The sequence below is a fragment of the Myxococcaceae bacterium genome (assembly GCA_016000045.1).
In the GTDB taxonomy this organism is placed as follows: Bacteria; Myxococcota; UBA727; order UBA727; family JABDBI01; genus AER2-1.
Genome location: JAECQY010000005.1, coordinates 67,594 through 89,269, shown reverse-complemented (window position 1 = coordinate 89,269; position 21,676 = coordinate 67,594). Strand labels below are relative to the sequence as shown.

The 21,676-nt window shown below is 46.8% G+C and carries 22 protein-coding genes; 9 read left to right on the top strand and 13 right to left on the bottom strand.

Annotated elements, in window-relative coordinates; translation table 11 throughout:
• Positions 1-359: 359 nt before the first annotated feature.
• A complete protein-coding gene (locus I8H75_03875) occupies positions 360-2,348 on the bottom strand; it encodes a DUF2431 domain-containing protein (GenBank protein MBH2006466.1) in 1,989 nt (662 codons plus the stop codon).
• 225 nt (positions 2,349-2,573) lie between these two features.
• Between I8H75_03875 and I8H75_03870 the strand changes: the two genes are divergently transcribed.
• A complete protein-coding gene (locus tag I8H75_03870; protein ID MBH2006465.1) occupies positions 2,574-2,711 on the top strand; it encodes a hypothetical protein in 138 nt (45 codons plus the stop codon).
• A gap of 341 nt (positions 2,712-3,052) precedes the next feature.
• On the opposite strand, the gene I8H75_03865 is transcribed toward I8H75_03870, so the two are convergent.
• Both I8H75_03865 and I8H75_03860 read right to left on the bottom strand, forming a co-directional pair.
• A complete protein-coding gene (locus tag I8H75_03865; protein MBH2006464.1) occupies positions 3,053-3,247 on the bottom strand; it encodes a hypothetical protein in 195 nt (64 codons plus the stop codon).
• 6 nt (positions 3,248-3,253) lie between these two features.
• Positions 3,254-4,651, bottom strand: a complete 1,398-nt coding sequence (locus tag I8H75_03860; GenBank protein MBH2006463.1) for a hypothetical protein — start codon at positions 4,649-4,651, stop codon at positions 3,254-3,256.
• 136 nt (positions 4,652-4,787) lie between these two features.
• Here I8H75_03860 and I8H75_03855 point away from each other — a divergent pair, with 136 nt between their 5' ends.
• A complete protein-coding gene (locus tag I8H75_03855) occupies positions 4,788-5,456 on the top strand; it encodes a hypothetical protein (GenBank protein ID MBH2006462.1) in 669 nt (222 codons plus the stop codon).
• Here I8H75_03855 and I8H75_03850 read toward each other — a convergent pair.
• The gene (locus tag I8H75_03850; protein ID MBH2006461.1) at positions 5,453-6,580 is read right to left on the bottom strand and encodes a DUF1343 domain-containing protein; all 1,128 of its coding nucleotides are present in this window, start codon (positions 6,578-6,580) and stop codon (positions 5,453-5,455) included. The two genes, I8H75_03855 and I8H75_03850, sit on opposite strands and share 4 nt — an antisense overlap.
• Positions 6,581-6,677: 97 nt before the next feature.
• On the opposite strand from I8H75_03850, the gene I8H75_03845 reads away from it, so the two are divergent.
• Both I8H75_03845 and I8H75_03840 read left to right on the top strand, forming a co-directional pair.
• Positions 6,678-7,169, top strand: coding sequence for a hypothetical protein (locus I8H75_03845; GenBank protein MBH2006460.1), 492 nt, complete (start codon positions 6,678-6,680; stop codon positions 7,167-7,169).
• A gap of 12 nt (positions 7,170-7,181) precedes the next feature.
• On the top strand, positions 7,182-8,735 hold the full coding sequence (locus I8H75_03840) for a VacB/RNase II family 3'-5' exoribonuclease (GenBank protein MBH2006459.1): 1,554 nt from the start codon (positions 7,182-7,184) through the stop codon (positions 8,733-8,735).
• 6 nt (positions 8,736-8,741) lie between these two features.
• Here I8H75_03840 and I8H75_03835 read toward each other — a convergent pair whose 3' ends face one another.
• A complete protein-coding gene (locus I8H75_03835; protein ID MBH2006458.1) occupies positions 8,742-9,344 on the bottom strand; it encodes a ComF family protein in 603 nt (200 codons plus the stop codon).
• A 196-nt stretch (positions 9,345-9,540) separates the two neighbouring features.
• Here I8H75_03835 and orn point away from each other — a divergent pair, with 196 nt between their 5' ends.
• Genes orn through I8H75_03810 form a run of 5 tightly spaced genes read left to right on the top strand, consistent with a single transcriptional unit; the run spans position 9,541 to position 12,555 of the window.
• The gene (gene orn, locus I8H75_03830; protein ID MBH2006457.1) at positions 9,541-10,095 is read left to right on the top strand and encodes an oligoribonuclease; all 555 of its coding nucleotides are present in this window, start codon (positions 9,541-9,543) and stop codon (positions 10,093-10,095) included.
• Positions 10,092-10,727 carry a queuosine precursor transporter gene (locus tag I8H75_03825; protein ID MBH2006456.1) on the top strand — a complete coding sequence of 212 codons (636 nt, stop codon included), beginning with the start codon at positions 10,092-10,094 and terminating at the stop codon, positions 10,725-10,727. Before orn ends, I8H75_03825 begins: the two co-directional genes overlap by 4 nt.
• Entirely contained in the window at positions 10,724-11,848 is a 1,125-nt protein-coding gene (locus I8H75_03820; GenBank protein ID MBH2006455.1) for a tRNA-guanosine(34) transglycosylase, read from the top strand. The genes I8H75_03825 and I8H75_03820 overlap by 4 nt, the downstream gene beginning before the upstream one ends.
• Before the next feature lie 45 nt (positions 11,849-11,893).
• Complete coding sequence (locus tag I8H75_03815) at positions 11,894-12,241, top strand: Rpn family recombination-promoting nuclease/putative transposase (protein MBH2006454.1); 348 nt, start codon at positions 11,894-11,896, stop codon at positions 12,239-12,241.
• Positions 12,220-12,555: a hypothetical protein gene (locus I8H75_03810; protein MBH2006453.1), complete on the top strand. Its 336-nt coding sequence runs from the start codon at positions 12,220-12,222 to the stop codon at positions 12,553-12,555. Before I8H75_03815 ends, I8H75_03810 begins: the two co-directional genes overlap by 22 nt.
• 19 nt (positions 12,556-12,574) lie before the next feature.
• Here I8H75_03810 and I8H75_03805 read toward each other — a convergent pair whose 3' ends face one another.
• From I8H75_03805 to I8H75_03770, 8 genes are all read right to left on the bottom strand, one after another.
• Entirely contained in the window at positions 12,575-13,207 is a 633-nt protein-coding gene (locus I8H75_03805; GenBank protein MBH2006452.1) for a (d)CMP kinase, read from the bottom strand.
• A complete protein-coding gene (locus tag I8H75_03800) occupies positions 13,200-14,390 on the bottom strand; it encodes an outer membrane protein transport protein (GenBank protein ID MBH2006451.1) in 1,191 nt (396 codons plus the stop codon). Before I8H75_03800 ends, I8H75_03805 begins: the two co-directional genes overlap by 8 nt.
• 120 nt (positions 14,391-14,510) lie before the next feature.
• The gene (locus tag I8H75_03795; protein MBH2006450.1) at positions 14,511-15,473 is read right to left on the bottom strand and encodes a hypothetical protein; all 963 of its coding nucleotides are present in this window, start codon (positions 15,471-15,473) and stop codon (positions 14,511-14,513) included.
• Complete coding sequence (locus I8H75_03790) at positions 15,470-16,513, bottom strand: hypothetical protein (protein MBH2006449.1); 1,044 nt, start codon at positions 16,511-16,513, stop codon at positions 15,470-15,472. Before I8H75_03790 ends, I8H75_03795 begins: the two co-directional genes overlap by 4 nt.
• 53 nt (positions 16,514-16,566) lie before the next feature.
• Positions 16,567-17,427 (bottom strand): thioredoxin domain-containing protein, encoded by an 861-nt coding sequence (locus I8H75_03785; protein MBH2006448.1) that lies wholly within the window; start codon positions 17,425-17,427, stop codon positions 16,567-16,569.
• Positions 17,424-18,500: a hypothetical protein gene (locus I8H75_03780; protein MBH2006447.1), complete on the bottom strand. Its 1,077-nt coding sequence runs from the start codon at positions 18,498-18,500 to the stop codon at positions 17,424-17,426. Before I8H75_03780 ends, I8H75_03785 begins: the two co-directional genes overlap by 4 nt.
• A complete protein-coding gene (locus I8H75_03775) occupies positions 18,497-19,864 on the bottom strand; it encodes a hypothetical protein (protein MBH2006446.1) in 1,368 nt (455 codons plus the stop codon). The genes I8H75_03780 and I8H75_03775 overlap by 4 nt, the downstream gene beginning before the upstream one ends.
• On the bottom strand, positions 19,861-21,675 hold the full coding sequence (locus I8H75_03770; GenBank protein ID MBH2006445.1) for an NADH-quinone oxidoreductase subunit L: 1,815 nt from the start codon (positions 21,673-21,675) through the stop codon (positions 19,861-19,863). The genes I8H75_03775 and I8H75_03770 overlap by 4 nt, the downstream gene beginning before the upstream one ends.
• Position 21,676 lies beyond the last annotated feature (1 nt).

Below are 21,676 nucleotides of genomic sequence, written 5' to 3'. Positions count from 1 at the left end.
CTTTAAAAAAGTATTTGAACATCAGGCCTTTGATTGGCTGATTATGCCAAATGTTCCGGAACAAATTTCAAAGGGTTGCAGGGCTATTCGCCCATAGAGAAGCCTCTTTTGTGGAAAAAAGCTTGCCGAGCGAACTTGGTTGTGAGTGGCGGGATCGGCGTTACTTTGCAAAAGGTTCTTCGCTTGCAACAGAATGATCATTGCAGCTTTCATTGGGCTTGAGATTTAGGAACTGGAACGCTAACGAGCCTGGCAGTAAAGCACTTGATCCAAGCGCATTGTCAAGCAGCGCTGGATTACAACTCATATCGAAGATTTTCTGATTTCAGTTCTGTTATTCGGCTTCTGACACTTCTGAATCACGGATGATCTGTGACCGACAAATAATGATTTCCCGTATACGCAAGCTTTACAATATACATCTCTGGTTGCCTTAGGCGCGCCACAGATCTTGTGAAATCCAGATTGCCATCATCATTTATATAGTGGTATACAAATCCGTTATTCGGGTATCTGGTATCCATTACAGCTACAACTACCCCAAAGTTTCTTGCTAAGGCACCTATTTCAGGATAGCCAGCCCAATCACGGTCTCTAAATTCCTCACCTAAAGCACGTTGAATTCGTGCTCGTAACAATACATGCGCCTCGGTTCCTCCAGGCAAATTCCTAAGAAATGGATGGCTTTGGTTTTGAAACTGATCCGCTACAGCTTGATAAAAACAGTTTCCGCCTCCTTCGTTATCTTGGAAAGTCCAACCATCAATTTCAGATGGACCTGTGGTATCGCTATCGGTTTCGCTATCGGTTTCGCTATCGGTTTTGATGTAATTAGAGGAACCACTACTTGTATTCATCGTAGGAAGTGGGTAAAAAGCGCGATTATCGTAGTCATAATGGCGATAAATGACAAGTGGCTCAGAAATCAAAAAATCTACCGCATCTGGCAACTTCATTGTGGGGGAGGCCGCCTGAGTTGAAAGTTCCCAAGCGATATTAGCTTGGTTGGATATTTCCGAAGTGAGTGAATCAAAAAGAATTTTTCTTGGTCTTGGTGTACTTTTTGTTATTTCTTCAATTGAATCAAAAATTCCTTTTGCTTTTGAATTCTCGTACTTTTTACGTATTTTAACTAGATTATTGATCGAATGACTTAATCTTTCGAGATCTTCTTCTTTCTGGTCTTTTATTGATTCATCCTCTTCTTTGTTTATGTCTTTTTCAAGATTGAAATGTTGCGTTTTTAAGTTAGAAATTTCTTCATTTTTTACTTTCAATTCTTTTGCTATTTCTTTTGCTTGATTTACTGTGTTATTCAGCTTATTTTTCGATCTTGCATCCATTTTTTCAAAAATATACTCTCTTCCATCTTCAGCTACCTCTGCCCCTCCGCCGCCTTTAGTCATAACATGCTTGTACCTTGGGTATCTCGCGGGTCCGTCAGAAGATGTAAATCGACGTTTCTTAATATATCTATAGCCTGCACGTGTACAGGCAGAATAAATATTGTATACCAATCCCTCTCGACGCATACGCTCGCTTAAGATGCTTGGACTTGGTAATACAATATGCACGCGATCCCTAGGATCTTGCAATCTTCCGGCGCTTAGAAAAAAACGTTCTATCAATTCCCTGTTAGCTTCATCACTGTTTTGTGCACTGTTTCCTACATGTGGGAAAGCAAACTGAATCCTATCGAAATGCTTAGGTAAATTAGGAGTTGCTTCTATCTGTTTTGCATTGACACCAAATAGCACTTTTACACCTAAGCTTTTTAGAAACGCTATGTTTTCTTTAAAGTCTCCATGTTTTTGTAATAATTCTTCCTCCGAATCCAATTCAGTTGCAACTATAGAGCGAGCTAGATTCGGATGTTTTGTCAGCAGAGAAGCGGTGTAACTAAAACTACCTTCACCTATGAATAATCGTTTTTTGTGTCTTGGCTTATGTGTTTTTTTTGCCGTATCGCTTTCATCATCCGCATCTTCCCCTAATTCTATCTGCTCCTGCTCATTATCTGCCGGAGCCATCGGATCTAGGCTTCTTTCTCGCCACTGAGTAAGTTCATGATCTGAATTCGTGTCAAGCATTATCTCCGCTTGTTCATTTGGCAGAATGGTTATCCTTTGACCCGCTTCGAGGAGCATCTGCCTTGATCCGTTAATGATTAGTAGAAAACGTCCGACTTGAATTTTTGGGACTTCATATGTCTGACGTTCGTTACTTCCATTGCTAATATTCCACCCAGGCTTATGACTCTTTGGTAGGTCATCAGAAAAATCAACGGCCATAACTAAATGACTATAAAAACATATTGAAAAAATACAACAGATTCCATTTTTTTTCATTCTCTTACTCCCGTATTTCAGCCGAAAAGACATAGGTAGCAGAGTAGACGCTCTTTTTTGAATTTTGACAAGTAGGTACATCCTAAGGTTTAGAAGCTGATTCCGAGTTTATGCACTTGAGAAATCAGCTGAGCATTTGAAACCAAAATACCAGCACACGAGATTTGCGGTAGTGTTGGCCCCAAGGTTGATTTCCAACACTTATTTCTTGGAATTGTTAAGTCCATGTTCCTTGCCTTTATTCCAAATTCACTGGCTTTAAACTATTCCATCTTAGATAAACAAGGTTCGCTTCTGAGTCTTCTGTTTATTCTAGGTCAGGCAATCTCTAGAAGATCCAGACTTGCTGCTGCTCATATTTAGTTTTTTATGAGATTAAATTGAAATCTCATAGCATGATGAAAGCATTGGCCATTTGAATTTTGTTTGCTAGAAATCTGTATTTACAGTGTTAAATATAACATATTTAATTAAAAACAAATTTTCAGCTTCAAAGTTACTTTAAACAATTCTATGAAACAAGAATTCGATACTTTTGTGGCTTACCTCAAATCTCAGCAGTCTCAGCTAAAAACATTTTAGCTTCTCTTTCCAAGGCCCTGTTTAAGTTCTGGATCCTGTTTGATTGAAACAGCTTGAGTACTCACTCTGGAGTAAATTTCTGTTTTTGCTGTTTGTCTAATTTTTGAAGTTCTTTCAAAAAGTCAGGTTTTAATTTTCATGGATTTTGACCAGCGGGTTCTGAAAGGCCAAGGCCTTCTAGAAACAGAAGCCTTTTGTTGAATGTCCTTCTTAAATCCAACCCCTCGAGAAATCGTATCTCGATCGAGAATCAATTTTTCTCCATTCTCATCTGCCACTCTCAGAACAATATGGGGCAAATAGAGCCATGAAAACACGTGAATCTACTCCGAGAGAGCCATCGCCGTATACTGTAGATAGGGATCCAGGATGTCTTCCAATGGATCGCTTTCTCCGGGTAGAAAGGCGCTTGGCTCGAAATCCGTTGGAAGTAAAATAGGAGTGCTGCTGCGACTTGAAAAGAGAGAAATGGAATCAGCAGATTCAACTCGAGGGAGTGCGGGTGGAGGGGTTGGGATTGCGTTTTCGATCCTGGGTGCTTCTGCAGGTTCTAACGCAGATGCAAGGGCAGTCAAAGGATCGGCAGCCATGAGATCTTCCAACGTTGGATCGACGGAAGGCATTGGATTCGAGAACGAGCGAAAATGATGAAACCACTCATAGGCGTTGAGTCCAAGTTCATACAAATTCATGGCAAATAAAGCCCATTGAGTCGCTGCCATCATGTTGGAGCTTGCTTTTGAAACTTCTTCGTAGGCGTTGCCGGATCCAACCCACAAAGCAATCGCTTGAATGGTGATGGTCAGAGCTTGAATGGTTGCAATCGCTGAGTAAAAACGCTGTCGATGAATATTGGCGTGTGGGCGTTTCAAGACGATGAACAAAGCATAGGCGCTGCTGAGAATGCTTGCAGCGGTTGTAATTCCACGACAGTCCATTTCTTGTCCGCGAAACGCGTTGAGCATACTCGTCATGGCTGACATGAAAAGTTCACCCGTCATAAAGTAATGAGCATCTTGGGAATAGGCTTCAAACAGCATTCCAAAACGCTTGACGTATCCAGGTTGGCTTAAATCAGACCATTCGTTGTTCAGCCATTGCGCTTTAAAATTCTTGGGGTGGAGAAAAAAGGCTACCAGACTGGTTCCAGCCAATAAGGCTGCGGTAGAAAAACTGCCAACAATTTGAGCTGTTAGATCGTCCGATGCGAGCAATGTGATCGTGGCTCCTACCGTTGGTTCGAATAGGAAAAGTGCAGGAGCCACGATTCCGCCAGGGTGCCTTAAAAGGGCGGGATCAAACTTTTGTGCCAGCAGAGTCCATCCTGAGGCGATTCCTACCAACAAAACCCAATTCCCAATGACAGCACCCAGTTCTTCGGCTGTGGCGCCACTGCCAACTGTCAGAGTGGTAGGATTGTCAGACCAGGCCAGAGCCTGTGCCGCGGGTGAATCGTTGTTGCAGCTAATAATGCTTTGCAGGGATTGAGCACGAGATGTTTGAGCAATCTGGCTAGGAGGGGCAATAATGCTGGTCGTGGAAGAAAGGGTCGCAACGGCTTTCGGAGGCACAATGGTGGGTTCTTCCATCACAGGTTCTGGGAGTTCGGCTTCGATCCAGACAACGCGACCGGATCGAGAGAGGTCACTGTCGCAATGGAAATTAGGCTCGCTGAAGGCGAATGAAGAAAAAATAATAGATAACAAAATAATTAATTTCATATTCTATATTTTGTATTGATATAGAGCGCTTATGAGTTCGTCAATAGGGTCTTAGAGTACTCTCGTAAACTCGAGCCATGATTTATGTGATGCACATGCCCTAGACAGTCGATCAAAAAATCGTCATTTAGGTTTTATGAAAGCTATTTTTCAACGAGCGGCACTCGGATTTTTGCTGAGTGGAGTGCTTTCCGCCCAACAGTCCGTGACATCGGTTCACTTTGTTCCCAGTCTTATCGACCCAGATCTTTCTTATCGCTTCTCGGGTGGGGTTGCGTTGACTTCCACGCCAAGTTTTGAGTTGCAACTGGCTTATGTGGATCAATTGGGCTTTGGCTTTCATTATGGCTTAGGGCTTCATGGAGGGCTTCAAGGATTGCATAACTCCGGTATTCTGGGCTTCGATATCATGATTCGATTCTTGCACTTGATGAACGAAGTTTCGTTTATGGGTTGGCAAGGGCAGATTGGGTATGCTTACACCGGTCTTGGAGACTCCGATGTCAGCGCTGCTTTTGGAAGCGCCTTCCCGATAACGACTGGCTTGGTGATCGGTGGAATTGTTCGAGATATAACGAGATTCTACTTTTTTCCAGCGGTTGAATTTGGGCAAACTGCAAACGACAATCAATCCTTTTGGAAAAGTGGAATTGGTCTGAGGCTGACCTTAGGTTCGGTGATTTCGATCGGCGAGAAAAGCCATTTTTACCTAGAAACCCAACCACGATTTTCCCGCTTGAATGGCGATGCGGTTTTAAGTGCATTTACTGTTGGGTTCAGCATGGGATTTTTATTCGATTTTTAGCAACAGGCGATTCGAGCAACCTGCTCGAAATCGGCTTTTTGCTCTATCGCTTTTCGAACTTCATCGGTTCCAAAGAGCAGATCGATGGCGAGCCGGGTGGACTCAAACTCGTAGGCCTCTCGACGCCAATCGAATCCTGAATAGGAATAAGCTGTCCAAATCATCGCACAGCCCGTTCTCAGAGGCAAGAAACTTTGGCGGTCGGTGACGTGTATCTGTACGCCCCCACACAAACGATGGGCATGCTTATCCCAAAGGGGGGTAAACCAACAAGGCCGAAAGACGACTCCCGGCAGTTGGAAGTCGCTGAGCTGCCTGGCAAAACGATCAGGATCTTCGATATAAGGTGCCCCAACGAGCTCGAATGGCTTCGTGGTTCCTCGTCCTTCGCTCAGATTTGTCCCTTCCAGTAGACAACCTCCTGGATAGATAAGAGCCGTTTCAACGGTTGGCATGTTGGGAGAAGGTAAAACCCAAGGGAGTCCTGTTTGATCAAGATAGCTGTTGCGGTCCCATCCGCGAGTTTCAAGGACCTGTAATTCAGCATCCAAAGCATCCTGAGCTTTAAAGCGATGCGCGAGCTCTCCCAGAGTGAGACCGTGTCGATTCTGTAAGGGATATTCGCCAACGAATGAAAAAAAGCCCGGCTGAACCAAGTTTCCTTCCGTTTGAGAGCCCCCAATGGGATTCGGTCGATCCAACACCATGCAGGGAATTCCTGCTTCTGCACAGGCTCGCATGGCAAAAGCAATGGTGTAAGCGAAGGTATAATAGCGCGAACCAATATCTTGTAAGTCGCAAACGAGAATATCTAACCCGTTCAAGCGATCTGAGTTTAAATAAAGCGAGTCTCGTCGGTTGCCGTAAAGGCTGGTAATGGGAATTCCGGTTTTGGCATCGATGGAGTCTGCAACCTCTTCCATGTATTGTGCATTGCCCCAAAATCCGTGTTCAGCTCCAAATAAATGCCTCACATCAACATCGAATTGAAGAAATCGGTCTAGAATATGCACGGTTTCGCGATCCACGCTGGCTGGATGTGCCAAGAGTCCCACTCTTTTACCTAAGAGTCGCTCGCATTTTTCCGAAGCAAGAATATCCAGACCCGATTGAACCAGCTGCATGGCTCGGCTCTTATCGTGACTCCAGATCAAATACAACAAGAAAGGCCTTATCTTCGGATTTGGGAAGGTACTGGCCCTGGAGCCTGATAGAGGCTATGTGAATGACGGAATGGACTTTTTAGTATGCAGTCGACAAGACTTTCCGTATCCCTTTTTAGAACTGGACGAGGGCGGAGAGTTGGCTCAAATTTTTTCTCCACGAACTTCGTGTTTCCAAACATTAGACGAACGGCTTCATTTTGCTATGCGATCGTTTAAGATGGGGATGGGCATTGCCTTGTGCGTAGAAGAACTTTGTCCAGGCGGTCTGGATCCAACAGATGGAATACGCATTGCTCAAGCATTTGAACGAGCTGGAGCTCGATTTGTGATCGCTAGTGGCGGAACCTCTGACTTCCTGGCTCTGAAAGATCGGCGAATGACCCGTATTCAGAAAGATCCCAATCATGCATGGTTGGCGAGTGCGTGCTGGTTGATTGGGCGTGTTGCCGTTCCAGTTTACGCGCAAGGCTATTTTGACGAAGAGCCCGATCCCAGTTTGATGGATCAGGCAAAAGTCAGTGGGCTTTCAGGTTTGGTTCGATTATAAAAGACGTTGGTTATGAAAAAAGTGAAAGGCATCGTGCGGAAAAATCCGAAAGGATTCGATCTATGGACTCATTCGGCACGAGTTTTAAAAAAAATGCCCCAAGGCAAGCGACTTAAAGACGAAGTCGATGTTTTAATTCGAAATTCTGAGGTGGACACCCAGTTTTCAAATAAATGCGCTCGAGCTGCTCAGCGGTTTGGTGAGGATCCCGATTTAAAAGACCAAGAAGGTCGTCGCGATCTCAAAAAGATTCCGTTTTGTACGATCGATGGCGAAACGGCCAAAGATTTTGATGATGCGGTTTTTGGTTATCGCGAAGGTAAGAAACGAGGCGTGATCGTGGCGATTGCGGATGTGGGCCACTACGTGCAGAAAGACTCACCCATTGACATCGATGCGTTGAAACGATCGACCAGCATTTACTATCCAGGCCACTGCATTCCGATGATTCCAGAGTCCTTGTCGAACGGACTGTGTTCGCTGAAACCCAAAGTTCCACGCTTGTGTCTTTACGTGCAGATGTCGATTGGGCCTTTGGGAAAAGTCAATTCTGTTGAAGTAGGCGAAGGGGTCATGAAGAGCCAAGCTCGCTTGACTTACAGTCAGGTCCAAAAATTAATCGATAGCGATTTTAAAGCTTCTGCGAAGATTCCGAAAGCAGTCGTCAGCAGCATCGAGGTTTTGCGCGAAATCAGCCAAGCGTTGAGGGACGAACGCGAAAATCGCGGTTCAATCGATTTTGATGCGGTTGAAAGCGTCATCAAACTCAATGATCAAGGAGAGCCCGTTTCCATACGTCCTGCAGAACGCTTGGAAGCGCATCGTTTGATTGAGGATCTGATGATTGCGGCGAATGAAGCGGTGGCACGGTATTTGGAAGAACGAGACATCCAAACCGTGTTTCGGATTCATGAGCCGCCCAACTCGGAAAAACTGAAACTGTTTGGAACGATGGCTCAAAGCATGGGAGCCTTGACGCCTGCTCATATCAAGCTATTGGAAAAGGCAAGAGAGAGCCCGGCTGCACTGGCCAAAATCTTAGATAGCTTCAAAGACCATCCGGCTAAAGCAACCCTGGAAAGCGCTCTGCTCCGTTCCATGATGCAAGCCCGGTACAGTTCCAAAAATGTGGGTCATTATGGTCTTGCTTCGAAGCACTACCTCCATTTTACTTCTCCTATTCGTCGATATCCGGACTTGATCGTTCATCGCATTTTGAGATCCACTTGGAGTAAACAGAAGACCCAAGCAGGGTCTTTGGATGAAATAGCGGATCATTGCAGTCAACAAGAACGCAAAGCAACGGACTTAGAGCGGCAGATCAGTGCATTATATGCGACTTGGTTCATGCAAGATAAAGTGGGTGAGCAGTTTGCTGGTAGAGTCACCAATCAAACCGATTTTGGTTTGTTTATTCGATTGGAGTCTCATTTTGTAGAGGGTCTTGTTCATGTATCGACTCTGAGAGCCGGTCTCATGGAGCGCTGCTCCATTGGAACTCAGGTTCAGGTGAGAGTGATGGGGGTCAATCTGAGTCGTCGCTTTGTCGACTTCAAGTTGGTTTAAACCGTCCTACTTTTTCGGTGTTTGAGCCAGGCTGTAAGTCTGGACTGCATGTCCATCTTGGGTTAGCAAGCGTGCGACGGTTTGCAAGGTTGCTCCGGTGGTACTCACGTCGTCGACGAGCAATAGCCTGAGCGGGCCAAGGTGGCAGGAGCGGCTTTGAAACCGATGCTTCAGGGACAGAATGCGCTCCTCACGATTCTTCTTAAGCGTGGAAGGAGGTTCAAATCGGATACTGCGAACGAGGTCTAAGACCGGCAGCTTAAGCTGTTTGGCGAGTGCGGATGCAAATAAGCCAGATAGATCGAAACCACGCTGAATTCGTCGACGCCAATGAATGGGGACAAAAGTAATTCCTTGAAATTGCTTGGCATCCCATGGAAACGATTGATGGCAAGCAAAGCGAACCAAACGCCGTGCTCGTATTTCATCGGGTTTAAACTTGGCTTGTTGAATCGCTTTTCTCCAAGGACCTTGAAATAGAAACAGTGAATTGAGATTGCTTGCTTCCAGCAAAGGGCGACAATGTTTGCAGAAAGTATCCAAATGGCAAATTTGATCGCAAGCAATGCAACGATGAGGGCACAGAGCATCAAAAAATAGCGAGAGCATCTTGGGAGGCCGAACCAGGCTAAGCGCACCTCTATTTCCTGATCGTATCTAGAAGCGAAACTCTGAATTGTTTTAAATCATCAGGCTCGATTGTCTTGTACTCAGGCAGATGAACCAATCGAGAGGTTGCTGGGATTGCGAGTGTAGTCTATGGTGCCAGTTCCAAATCACCGATGACCTATAGAATGGAAATAAAATGAACGCACGAACCAACTACACACCCTCCGAACGCTGGGTCTGGATCGACCTTGAAATGACTGGGCTTAATGAGCGTCAATGTGTCATTTTGCAAGCAGCGATGGTGATTACGGATCCATTTTTAAATGAAGTGGCTCATTATGAAGCGACTCTGTGGCAGCCTGAATCCGCTTTATTGGAGATGGTTCCAATTGTACGAGAGATGCATACCAAGAATGGTCTGCTCAAGAAAGTTCGTGAGTCATTGCTTTCTTTGAAACAAGTGGAACAGCAGCTCATGAAGGTCTTGAGCGAGCATGTGGCTTTTCAGAAAGGATATTTGGCCGGAAACTCGATTTACATGGATCGCTGTTTTTTACGAGCCTATATGCCGATGGTAGAGGCTTATCTGAACTATCGCCAGCTGGATGTTTCTTCGATTAAGCTGATTGCGAATGAGTGGTATAAGTTAAAAGCGCCGAAAAAACCCAGCACGCATACGGCCCTTGCCGATATTCGTCAGAGTATTGAAGAGCTTCGCTTTTTTAAAGATCACTGCTTTAAACCTCTGTGAACGAATTCGTTTTATTGCTTCAAGTTGCTTGGGTGGTGGGCGCATCGATTTGGGCGGCTGGTATAGGCCGGGAAGCGCTTTTGGTTTTGATTAGCCTGCAAGCGATTATGGCAAATTTACTGGTTTTAAAACAAGTTTATCTCTTTGGATTGCATGTGACCTGTTCGGATGCGTTTGCGATTGGAAGCATCTTCAGTTTAAACCTCCTGCAAGAGCGATTTGGCCTTGAAGAGTCCAAGCGAGCGACTTGGCTTTGCTTTGGAAGTATGCTCTTTTTTGCCTTGAGCACGCAGATTCATTTGCTGTATATGCCAAGCAAATTGGATCACATGCATCCGCATTACTATGCATTGCTCATGCCAGCTCCGAGACTTTTCTTGGCATCGCTGACCTCGTTTTTTGTCGTGCAGCAGTTGGATATTCGTTTTTACCAGTTCTTGCGTCAAAGATGGGGACATTGGCGTTGGGGAGTTCGAAGCACTTTATCGCTTTTGGTTTCGCAATTATTAGATACGTGCTTGTTTACCCTGCTGGGTCTTTACGGGAGCGTCGATTCGCTTCCTCAGATTCTGCTTTTTAGCTATTTGACGAAAGTACTCATGATTGGAGTGATTGGGATTGTTTCACGATGAAATTTGAGATTCTTCACACGTCCAAAAAATCACGAGCTCGTGTGGCTCGAATTCATACTCCGCACGGAGTGATTGATACCCCGAACTTTGTGGCGGTTGGAACCAACGGAACCATTAAGGGGCTTGATTCCAAAACCGTTCAAGATTTGGGCATTCAGCTGATGTTCTGCAATACCTATCACTTGATGTTGCAGCCGGGATCGAAGTTGATTGAACAGGCTGGTGGGTTGCATCGGTTTATGAATCGGACTCAGCCACTCATTACGGACTCCGGCGGTTTTCAGGTATTTAGCTTGGCCTATGGCGGTGTTGCGAGCGAGCTTAAAAGCCAAGGGACGAAGAAAACGAACCAAAGCGTCGTAAAAATCACAGAAGATGGCGTGTGGTTTAAATCCTATCGCAACGGCGACAAGATTTTTTTGACGCCTGAGAGTTCCATACAGGCTCAAAAAGAGCTTGGGGCAGATATCCTGATCAGCTTTGACGAACTACCGCCTTATCATATTGATGAAGCAGCTCTCAAACGGTCTTTTGAACGGACGCATCGTTGGGAAAAACGTTCGTTGGAGACGCATTTGTCAAACCCCAATCATCAAGCTTTGTATGCGGTGATTCATGGGGGAGTCGATGTTGAGTTGCGCAAAAAGAGCTGCGAGATTCTGGGATCTCAAGCCTTTGATGGATTTGGAATCGGAGGCAGCTTGGGTAAAAATCGGCCTGAAATGATTTCGATGTTGACGGACGTGATGCCCGCTGTGCCCAGAGAGCGCCCAAATCACTTACTCGGAATCGGTGATTTGCCATCGATTCGAGAATGCCTACCGCTTGGAATTGATACCTTTGATAGTTCTTATCCAACCAAAGCCGCGCGTCACGGGACCGTGCTGCGAGAAGAAGGCATGCACTACAATGTTACACGAGCGCCTTATGCCCTTTCTTTGAGACCTTTGGTGGACGATTGCTCGTGTTATACGTGCCAGCACTACACGGCATCGTACTTGCATCATCTATTTCGCGCTCATGAGACGACTGCGATGAATCTGGTGAGCATCCATAACTTGCATGTCATGGTGCAAGTGATGGCGAGCTATCGAGCAAAAATACAAGCGGATGAGGTTTGAGCGAAAATCTTTTCAGGACCAAACGCCCATGCTATTCTAGAATCCATGCAGCGTTATCTCGATCCCACCAACGATGTCGGGTTTAAAAAAGTTTTCAGCGATCCCATTCGAATGATGGACTTTTTAAACAGTATCTTGCGTTTACCGGCCGGTAAAAAAATCCAACAGGTCGACTTTGTTCCTACGGAGCAAATCCCGGATTTAGGCCAAGGAAAAAGAAGTCTCTTTGACCTCAAATGCCAAGATGAAAGCGGGACTTATTTTTTGATCGAAATGCAATGCCGCCGAAGTCCAACCTTCTTAAAACGCATGCAGTATTATGGAGCTCATGCTTATACTTCTCAAATACAAACAGGCAAAAAACACGCCCGATGCTCAGAGATCGTTACGTGAATCAAGCGTTTGAGACGATGGAACGAGCGAACTGGACTCCGGAAGAGTACGATGCGTACATCCGAGCGTGTCTGTTGTTGGAAGCCGAAGAGTTGACGGCGAAGGAGCAATTTGATCTGGGATTCTCTGAAGGCGAAGTGAGAGGAGAAGCGAGAGGAGAGGCAAGGGGAAAGGAGATCGGCAAAGCGATCGGTCAAGTCAAGGCGATCGAAGAAACCGCTCGAAAACTTCTCATCCTTGGCATCGATCGGGAGTCGATTTTGAAAGCAACGGGCCTTTCTCTGGAAGCGTTGGCCCAGCTGAATCAAAAATAAAAATTCCCAAACTGGGTCTCTAAAGAGACCCTCGATGGTGGACCGCAAGAGAAATTCTTTCCACAACTTGGGCTAGGGTGACTTGGGTCGTATCAATAACAACCGCATCTAAAGCGGGTTTAAGGGGGGCAACGCAGCGATTTTGATCGCGTTCATCTCGTTCGAGAATTTCTTTTAAGACGGTTTCGTAATCCGCGGACTCTCCGCGCGCTTCCAATTCCAGAAGGCGTCGTTCCGCTCGCTTCTCGTTGGAAGCCGTTAAGAAAAACTTATGGGTTGCACTGGGAAATACAACCGTTCCAATATCACGGCCTTCTAATACAGCTCCGGTCTTGGAGTCTTTAGCAAAGCGTCTTTGCAAATCCAGCAGGTTTGAACGTACTTCTGGGTACTGGCTCACTTTTGAAGCGGCTTGGCTGATCGCTTCTGTACGAATGAGAGCCGATTTCTCGATGATTTCCAAATTTCGAGCCAAATTGCCCAACGCGTTTGCATCGTCTAAGGAAAGTTCCAATTCGATGGCTCGTAACGCAACGGTTCGGTAGATAGCCCCGGTATCCACATGTAAAAGGCCCAGCTTATTGGCCAACATCCGAGCCACTGAGCTTTTTCCAGAACCAGCGGGTCCGTCAATCGCAATGATATCAGTCATATTCAGCGCCTATTAGTATACCCATATTCAAAACGCTACCCCGATTGTTTCGAAGGACATCGGCTGAGAAAAAGACGTCTGTGATGAGAAAAATATTTTGATAGAGCTGAAATTCATACCCGGCTCCGAGGGAAAAACGATTGGCAGCGGCATCCAACAAAAGAGAGCTGTTATCTGCCACTGGGCTTGAACGGTAAGAGTAGCCAGCTCGGAGTTTAAGTTTATCCCACACCTCGTACTCAAGACCGAATCGAGGGACCAAGATGTTGCTAAAGCCAGGATTTCCTCCCTGGGAGATGGTTTTTCCTGGAGCGAAAGTGGAGGCTTGAGAGGTGACAATTTCCAGGTAGCGACCTGGATAAGCGGACCAAAAATAAAGCGTGGCATCCGCAGACACCATCAGTCGGTGATCAAACACGTAAGAAGAGCCGAAAGCAAGCTGGTGAGGCGAATAGGCTAGGTATCCTTGGGTGTTGATGGTGATCAAAGGTTGGTTGTACAAATCTGTTTTCTGAACGATGTCGATGGCTCCATAGCTCGTGGAACGATAGACCAAAGAAAGCTTTAACTCAGGAATGGGAACTCCCGTAATCCCGACGAGTGCCCCTAAGATTGGAGAGATCTGCGTCGGAAATTCAGCGGAAACGGGAGTTTGCGCTCCGATGGAGGTATTGAGATTGGCTCCAAGCTTGACAGAAGTCGATAGACTGGCGCCGGCTCCGATCGTCAGCCACGGAAAAGGAGCGTATCCGACTGCCATGATCATGGAAAATGCTTTGAGATCTGGTCCGTAGAGAACAAAGGTAGGCGTTGTGTCCTCTGTTTTGGGGTTAAATTCGATGGGGCCTAGGCTTAAGTTGGTATAAATGCCAATTCCGACGGTACTCAGAGGCTTGAGGCATAAGCCTAAGTTCATGGACTGGTAATGGTTCAGCTGTTCTGCTGGCGGTGTAGCATGAAGGCCAGTGTGCACGTAATCATAACCCAGCGAGAGTCGGCTTCCTCGACAAAAAGACAGAAGCGATGGGTTGTAGAAAGTGGCTGTATAGTCCTCCGCAATAGCGACTCCTGCTCCACCCAGTGCTTTATTTCGAGCTCCCGCGCCAAAAACATCTTCTATCGGACCGGCTAATGCAGCAATGGGCCAGAAAAGCCCGATGAGCTTAAATAAGGTATTTTTCATGATGTTTCTAAAGGCGAGTCCTGAGTGGTTTTAGGAAAAGCGGAAAAGCGGATTTCATACTGCAGCCCTCATAGTACATTCGTGAAAGTTCTCAAGGCCTTGGTTTTGAAGCCCGATGCGTTAAGTTGCGAGCAAATGAGCCAAACGCAAAAGAAAATCGCTCAGATCCTTCGATTCAATTTGGCGGATGCCTCTGCTTTGGCAATGATCTGCATCGTTTAGACTCATGATTTGAATCATGAGATCCAAGAGCCGAATTCCTCGATGTTCAGCGGCCAAAAAAGCCAGTGTCTGAAGGAAAGGTCGATAGGGTTTCAGGGAAGAGATGGAACAGATATCGCTCCGATTTGAGTGTTGTTGAGCCAGGTTTAGAAAGGCTATCAAGCGCCCAGGGGGATTGAGATCGTATTTTTGAAGCGCGAAGAGGCTATTTAATAAAGGCTCAACGAGGATAGAAGAGATGTGTGGCTCCATTTCATGTAGCAAGCCAGGAAGGTATAAGGAGTTCGTAATATCTTGATCGCTGGGGTTGGGGCAGGAAAAAACTTTAAGACTCGAAAGCAAATCCCTCTGAGCCACGCGATGCGTAGCCAGAATCTTGAATAGGCTTTCGATCGATGCTCCAGCGTCGGAGTCAAGGGCTTCTTTGAGGCGAACGAGTTGATCGAGAAGGTCTTGATTGTTCGCTAAACCTCTTAGCCAATCGGCAGTATCGTTTCGCATCTGTGCAAAGTTTTCGCTCTTCACAATTCCAACCAGATCGTTTCCCAGTGTAGCCTGATCGCTGCGTTTGTAATACTGAGCCGCCATCGGGCCTATGTCGATGGGCGTCGACGGAGAGAAGGTCCAAGTTTGAGAGAGTTGCGATGAGATGAAGTCGATCCAGGCGATTAGAAGAGCTTCGTTGGCCTGGATGATTTCCGCTTTTTCTGGAGAGCAAACCCCTGTTTGCTGGAGGGCTTCTTGGAGAATATTCAACGTTGATTCTGTCGCAGGCTTGGGCGTCGACGGAGATTTCGATTGACCTTTGGGGGTACAGGCAAGAAACAGGACAAAGGCAATATAAAAATAGTTTCGAGTCATTCGCCTTCTCCTGGATTTTTTAGGTATTCTGGAACGATTGGATCGGTCGGATGATCCGAATAATATTGATAAAGTTCTTGAAATAGAGTTTTGCTCAACGCAGTTTCTTCTGGAGTGAGCTTGGGAGCAGAGTCCACCAGTTCAGCGAGTTCTGCTAGTGAAAGCAACATGTCTTGGAGTGTCTTGGAGTCCCAGAGCTGTATCGTGGTCCATCGATCCAGGGGCAGGTGACTCAGGAACGGCAAGAGACGGATTCCGGCCCAAGTGATTTCTTGATCATCCAAATCGTTGGATAAGCCCAAAGGCTTCAAAGCATCCAGTTTGGTTTTAAGTTCCGTTCGTGAGAATTGATTTAAACTGCGAATGAGCGAATCCGATCCTTGGCATCTGCATTGCAGGGCTCGTTCTCGGATCCAATTGGGCAGGTAGTCTACCCACCAGCTTTGATTGGAAGCCTGGATCTGAGCGCAAAGAAAAGCATCGCGTTCATTCGAATGGGTGCTTGCTTGTATGAATATGTCACGGAGCAGTTTCCAATCCTCGAGCTTAGAATATTGCAGGATGCTCAGCAAAGCTAAAAGCGCTTCCTCGCTCTGAGCAATCTCGCGAAATTTCGGAATCGTTGGGTTTGTCTCTGTTTGTTTTTGCGATTGGACATCCATCAAAAGGCGTAGCCATCTAAACAGATTTTTCAACAGTTCATCGTCTTTTCCAACAGACTCAGCAACCTGAGCCACGCTAAGAAAGTTGGAAACGTTGAGCAGAGGCGACGCTTGCTCGCGTAGTTTCACGGCAAAGAGGGCAAGCTGTTCTTGCGTATCGTTTGTGAGAATAAGCTTCAATTGGCGAATCGGCAGAATGAGCTCTTCGGGAGCCAATGGGTGCTCTGGCGGGTCCTCTCCTTCGAGAGGTCTCTTTTGCCAATCGCGCGTGTCGAGCGGGATTTTTTGCGTTTTTTCAGAGCTTAGATTCCAGCTCGGATTGCATGCAGTAAGCAATAAAATGATAAAAAAAACAGAATTTTTGAGCAATTTAATCACTAAAACCAATTTATCAAATCCTTATATTCTGTCAATTCTAAATTGATTGAAACCTAGGGTTTTTCCCTGCAGGTGCTTTCGGAGCGTGATTTTTCCATAGCCAAACGAAGTTCAAGACCTCTTAGATCCGTGGACAGATGAAAAGGCCGTCCGTTAAAAAACAGGCTGGGTGTTCCTTCGACTCCCAAGAGCTGGCCCTCTTCTAAATTTTGCTCGAGACGTTTTTGAATTTTAGGCGATTGAAGATCTTGTTTGAATCGATTTAAATTTAAACCCAACTTTTTTGCATGGGCTTCGAAAGACTCGGAGCTTAAATGAGAGGCCTCAAAAAGCAATTGATGCATGGGCCAAAAACGACCCTGAAGCCCAGCGGCTTCTGCGGCAAGGCTGGCTTGCTTAGCCATTTTATGGCCTTCTAAGGGAAAATGCTTATAGATCAGCCGAAGGTCTCGGGGGTGAAGCTTTAAGAGTTGATCGAGTGTTTGAGTGGTCGTTTTGCAATGAGCGCACTCAAAATCAGCAAATTCAACGAGGGTGATGGGAGCCTGGGGGCTTCCCTTGGAATAACCATCCAAATCGATCAGTTGAGGCTGGGTACCAAAGCCGGAGTTGATTTCTTGGCTGATGGCGGATTGCATCGCTTCGGGCGGTACACCTTCTCTTAAGCGGTCGGTTGCCCAAGTTGCGAGCAAACGAGCAGGCTTGCATTTGGGTAAGCACTCGGCAAAGGACTGAGCGCATTCGGTGCAGGGGCAAATTTCGGTGTTCAGTAACTTGCTCAGCCAAGACAACTGAACCGCGCTTAAGCCTTCGAGAGGAATGCCGATCAAAGGAACGTGCACAGGCGAGGGCGGAGCCTTGGGAGTGCAGCTCAGGACTCCAAACAGCAAAGAAAAAACCATCGCTGATTTCATAGAATAACCTTTTCTTGAGTTGATTTTGCAATCATTCGTGCGTATCCATAGACACCAATCAGGCTGGAAGCAAGGAAAAATCCAAACAAAGGCCAGTTTCGATGTGAAAATGCCAAAAGAAGAATCTGATATTTTCCCCAAAATAGAGGCAATACCGGCAATCCCATGAGCGAAAATAACCCAAGAATCGTGAAGAATCGAGAGTTCGAACCTGCCAGTAAGATCCAAACGGATAGAAGATAGGCAGCCATGTAGTAGGTAATATCCGCTTGGACCATCCAACCCGCGAGGGCAAAACCCATGTGCGCGATCGAAGAATAGGCTAGAAATCGAGCTAGATTTTGTTGTCGCAGCATGAGCAGGCTGCCTCCTAGCATGGATAGAATGGCGATAAGGCCCAAAACTTTGAGGTTCTTCGGGTCAAAGTTTAACTTGGGAAGTAGGCTGATCACGGCTGCTTTCGAAACGGTGGCTAGGGTACTCATTGCGCACCACGGAGAGTCTGCGTAAACATCTCCTGTCCAAAGATGAAAGGGAACGAGACTGAGTTTAAAGCCGATGCCGACTAAAATCAGTGCGCTTCCCAGCGGACTGGCTAAGGCAAGACGAAGGGTGCCGGATTGTGCATACGTGAACGCGATTCCCAAAAGCAAAGTGGCTGTGGAGACTCCAGACAAAATCAAGTACTTCAAGCCAGAGTGCAGTGGCTGAGGATGGGTTGGGTGCCAAGCGATAAGCCCGTACACCGGTAAAGTCATGAGCTCAAGGCCGATGAAAAAAGTCATAAAGTCTTCCGCGGCGACCAGGGTCAAGGCACCCAGGGTGGTGAGCAACAGAAGCATTCCGAATTCTTCGTGATGTTCTTGGATGCGATAAAAGGACAGCAACAAAGTTCCGATAGCGGATGCTAACACCAAGTGATCCCAACGATTGCTGGACAGCATCAGGGTTATCCACAGCGGTGCAAGCGAAACAAGTTGCGCAAGAATTCTGGAACGACGAAAAGAAGCCTGGATCAATAACCAGGCGATGGCAAGCCCAAGTGGCAGGAGTTTGGTTTCCAATGGAGTCATGTGTCATCTCCTTCAAAAAAATTCAGTTCAAAATCTTGCTCTGGTTCCGGTTCTGCTTGGCTTTCGATCCAAGTCGGTTCGACCAGATCCAGCAAAGGAGCAGGGAACAGACCTATCCATAAGATAAGGCTCGCTAAGGCTGTGCAGCCCGCCACTGAGGCAGGGGATAGTGTGTTGGGTCTTTGAGTTCCGTAGTACAGCTGCAGGATAAGACGTAGCCAGTAAGCAGCTCCCAGAACCAAGCCAAGGGCTCCTAGGCTTGCAGCAATCGGGTGTTCTTGAAAAAGGCCGAATAACAGTAAAAATTCTCCGACAAAATTTCCGAGACCCGGTAGGCCCAAAAGCGCCATGGCAAAAAAGAGCGTCAGGCCGAAATGAGCCTCGATCGCGAATAACATCCCGGTGCTTGCCAGAGCGTGGACAACGATGAGGACGATGGAACCGCTCAGAGCCAACAAGTGATTTGAAAAGAGTCCCATGAGCAGTAGGCTCGCGTGGCTTAAAGCCGAATAGGCCAATACCTTTCGAGGATTTTTTTGTGAAAAAGCCAAAATCGCTCCATAGAGGACACCTATGGCTCCCAAGAAGAGCATAAAAGGGGCCAGATAAGTGGCTGCACGAGGGAAAATAGGTAGCACAAAGCGCAGAATACCGTAGGCTCCGGTCTTAATCATAAATCCCGATAAAATGGCACCTGTGGGAGCTTCTTTGAATAGAATGGGCATCCAAGTATGAAATGGAAAGGCCGGCAGCTTGATCAAAAATGCCAAAGTGAGCCCTAAAGCGATCCAGAATTCGGAAGATCTGGATAAATGGGCTGTCGAGATCGTGTTCAGGTCCAATGACCCGGTTGATTGGTACAAAGCGACCATGGACGCCAAAAGCAAAAGTCCGCTCAGTTGTGTCAGTACAATAAACTGAAGAGCCGCAAAATTCTTGCGTTCTTTACCCAGTAGCAAAACCCAAAAATAAACAGGCAAGAGCGCAAGTTCCCAGAAAACAAAGAAACACAGCAAATTTTTGGACAATAAGATCCCGAATAGCCCAGCCAAAGAAAAGAGCAGCAGCGCTTGTTCTTTGGGCTTTTCTGCAACGAGAATCAAACTCAAAATAGCGATGAGCTCCGCGACGATTAGCAAGACAAACGATAACCCGTCAAGGGCCAAATGAAACTCATGAAATTGGAATTCCATGAGCCAAAGATCTTCTAAGGAAGCCGCAGATTCTCCCTGCCAATAGGTGGCTAGAGTCAAAGCGAATACCGTCAGCAGGCAAGCCGCTGCGATCCATTGAGAGGCTTTGAGGCATAGGCTGCAAAAAAGTGCAGCGAGAAGAGGTATGATCAGCAAATAGACTAAAATCATGTCAACACCACGAAAGCCAAAATCGCTAAAATGGCAAGGATCAACGCTGAGAGATAGTGATGAATATGGCCTGTCTGAAGAGCGTTCGCAAAGCTTTGCAGAAGTCCGCATAAGAGTGCGATGAAGCGGTAAGCAGCACGAATCGGATCCGCTTGTAAAAAGTGAGCCAAGTACTGATAAGGCTTGGTGAAGAACGATTCATACCAGGCGTTGAGATTTCTTTCGACCGGCGCAAGTCCCAGTTTGGTTCCCATGAAAATTCCCAAAATTCCCAGACAGGATGTAGCGATTGCAAGCCATATGGGAGCTTGCTTGGCTGGAAGCAAAGACTCCAGAACGCTTTTTTGAGCGATGGAAGCAATGGGAAAAAATCCGACCCCTAGAGCCAGGAGGCTTAAGAGGCTCAGCGGGAGGGTCATTCGCCAGTCGAGCTGCTTCAGCGGCTTCGAAGGCCAAGTCTTCGTCTCGGGTTCTCGAACAAAAATCAAGCAATAGAGCCGTGAAGCGTATGCGCCGGTCAGCATCGCTCCGAAAGCGCCAAGGCACCAAGCGAGTTTTCCTCCTAGAGGAGAGGCATAGACTTCTGCCAGGATCATTTCCTTGCTATAAAAGCCACTCGTGACGAACGGAATCGCGGTTAAACAAGCAAGACCAATCAAAAAAGAGCTTTGAACAATGCGAGGTTCTTGGCTCAGACCTCCAATTTTGCTCAAATGATACTCATGATAACGGTAACCGATCACGCCCGCAGCCAAAAACAAGAGGGCTTTGAAGCACGCGTGGGTGACCAAATGAAAGATGGCCGCCGAGTAAGCTCCCGCTCCCAAAGCCAGAAACAGATAGCCCAGCTGACTCATGGTGGAGTAGGCTAAAACGCGCTTGATATCGTTTTGCCAAAGAGCTGCAATACCGGCAAACAGCAAGGTTCCGGCTCCCAAGAGGAGTGTGGTAACCTGGGCGATGGGGGCCAATGCAAATAAAGGTCCCATGCGGGCAATCAGGTAGACTCCGGCGGTGACCAGGGTCGCCGCATGGATGAGGGCGCTGACGGGCGTAGGGCCTCGCATGGCATCCGCGAGCCAGGCCTGCAGAGGGACTTGAGCCGATTTTCCGACGGCTCCAGCCAAGAAACAGAGTGCTGTGAGGGTGGCAAGTTTGGAATTCACAGGCCAATTCGCGCTTGCCAAATCCAAAGTCTCTGCAATATTGAGGGTCCCAAAACTGGCGAATAAGAAAAACAGGCCAAACAACAAGCAAACGTCGCCGATTCGAGTAGTGATAAAGGCTTTCATCGCAGCAAGGCCGTTGGCGCTTTCTTGTCGCCAAAACCCGATGAGCAGATAACTGGTCAAGCCAATGCCTTCCCAGCCGAGAAAAAGGACCAGTAAGTTGTCTGCGAGTACCAGCACCAGCATCAACGTGACAAACAGATTCATGCACGCGAAGAACCAGGCAAAATCAGCATCCTCTTCCATGAACGCAAGCGAAAAAATCGCAATGAGGGTTGAAATAAAGGTGACAACCATCAGCATGATGGCGGAGAGAGAGTCAAGATAGAATGCCATTTGAATCGTCGCACTATCAATTTCGGAAGAATAGAAAGGAATCCACGTCCATAAAACTTCGCGGTAGGCTTGAAATTCGATGGCTTCTTGACGAAACCCGATCAGCGTGGATAAAGAAACGGCGAAAGAAAGCCCGATGCCCAAAACTCCCAGAACCGAGACGGTTTTCTGAGAGAATTTGCCGCCAGCGCAAGCCAGCGCAACGGATGCGAAGAGGGGAAAAGCAGGAATCAGCGCCAGTTGCATG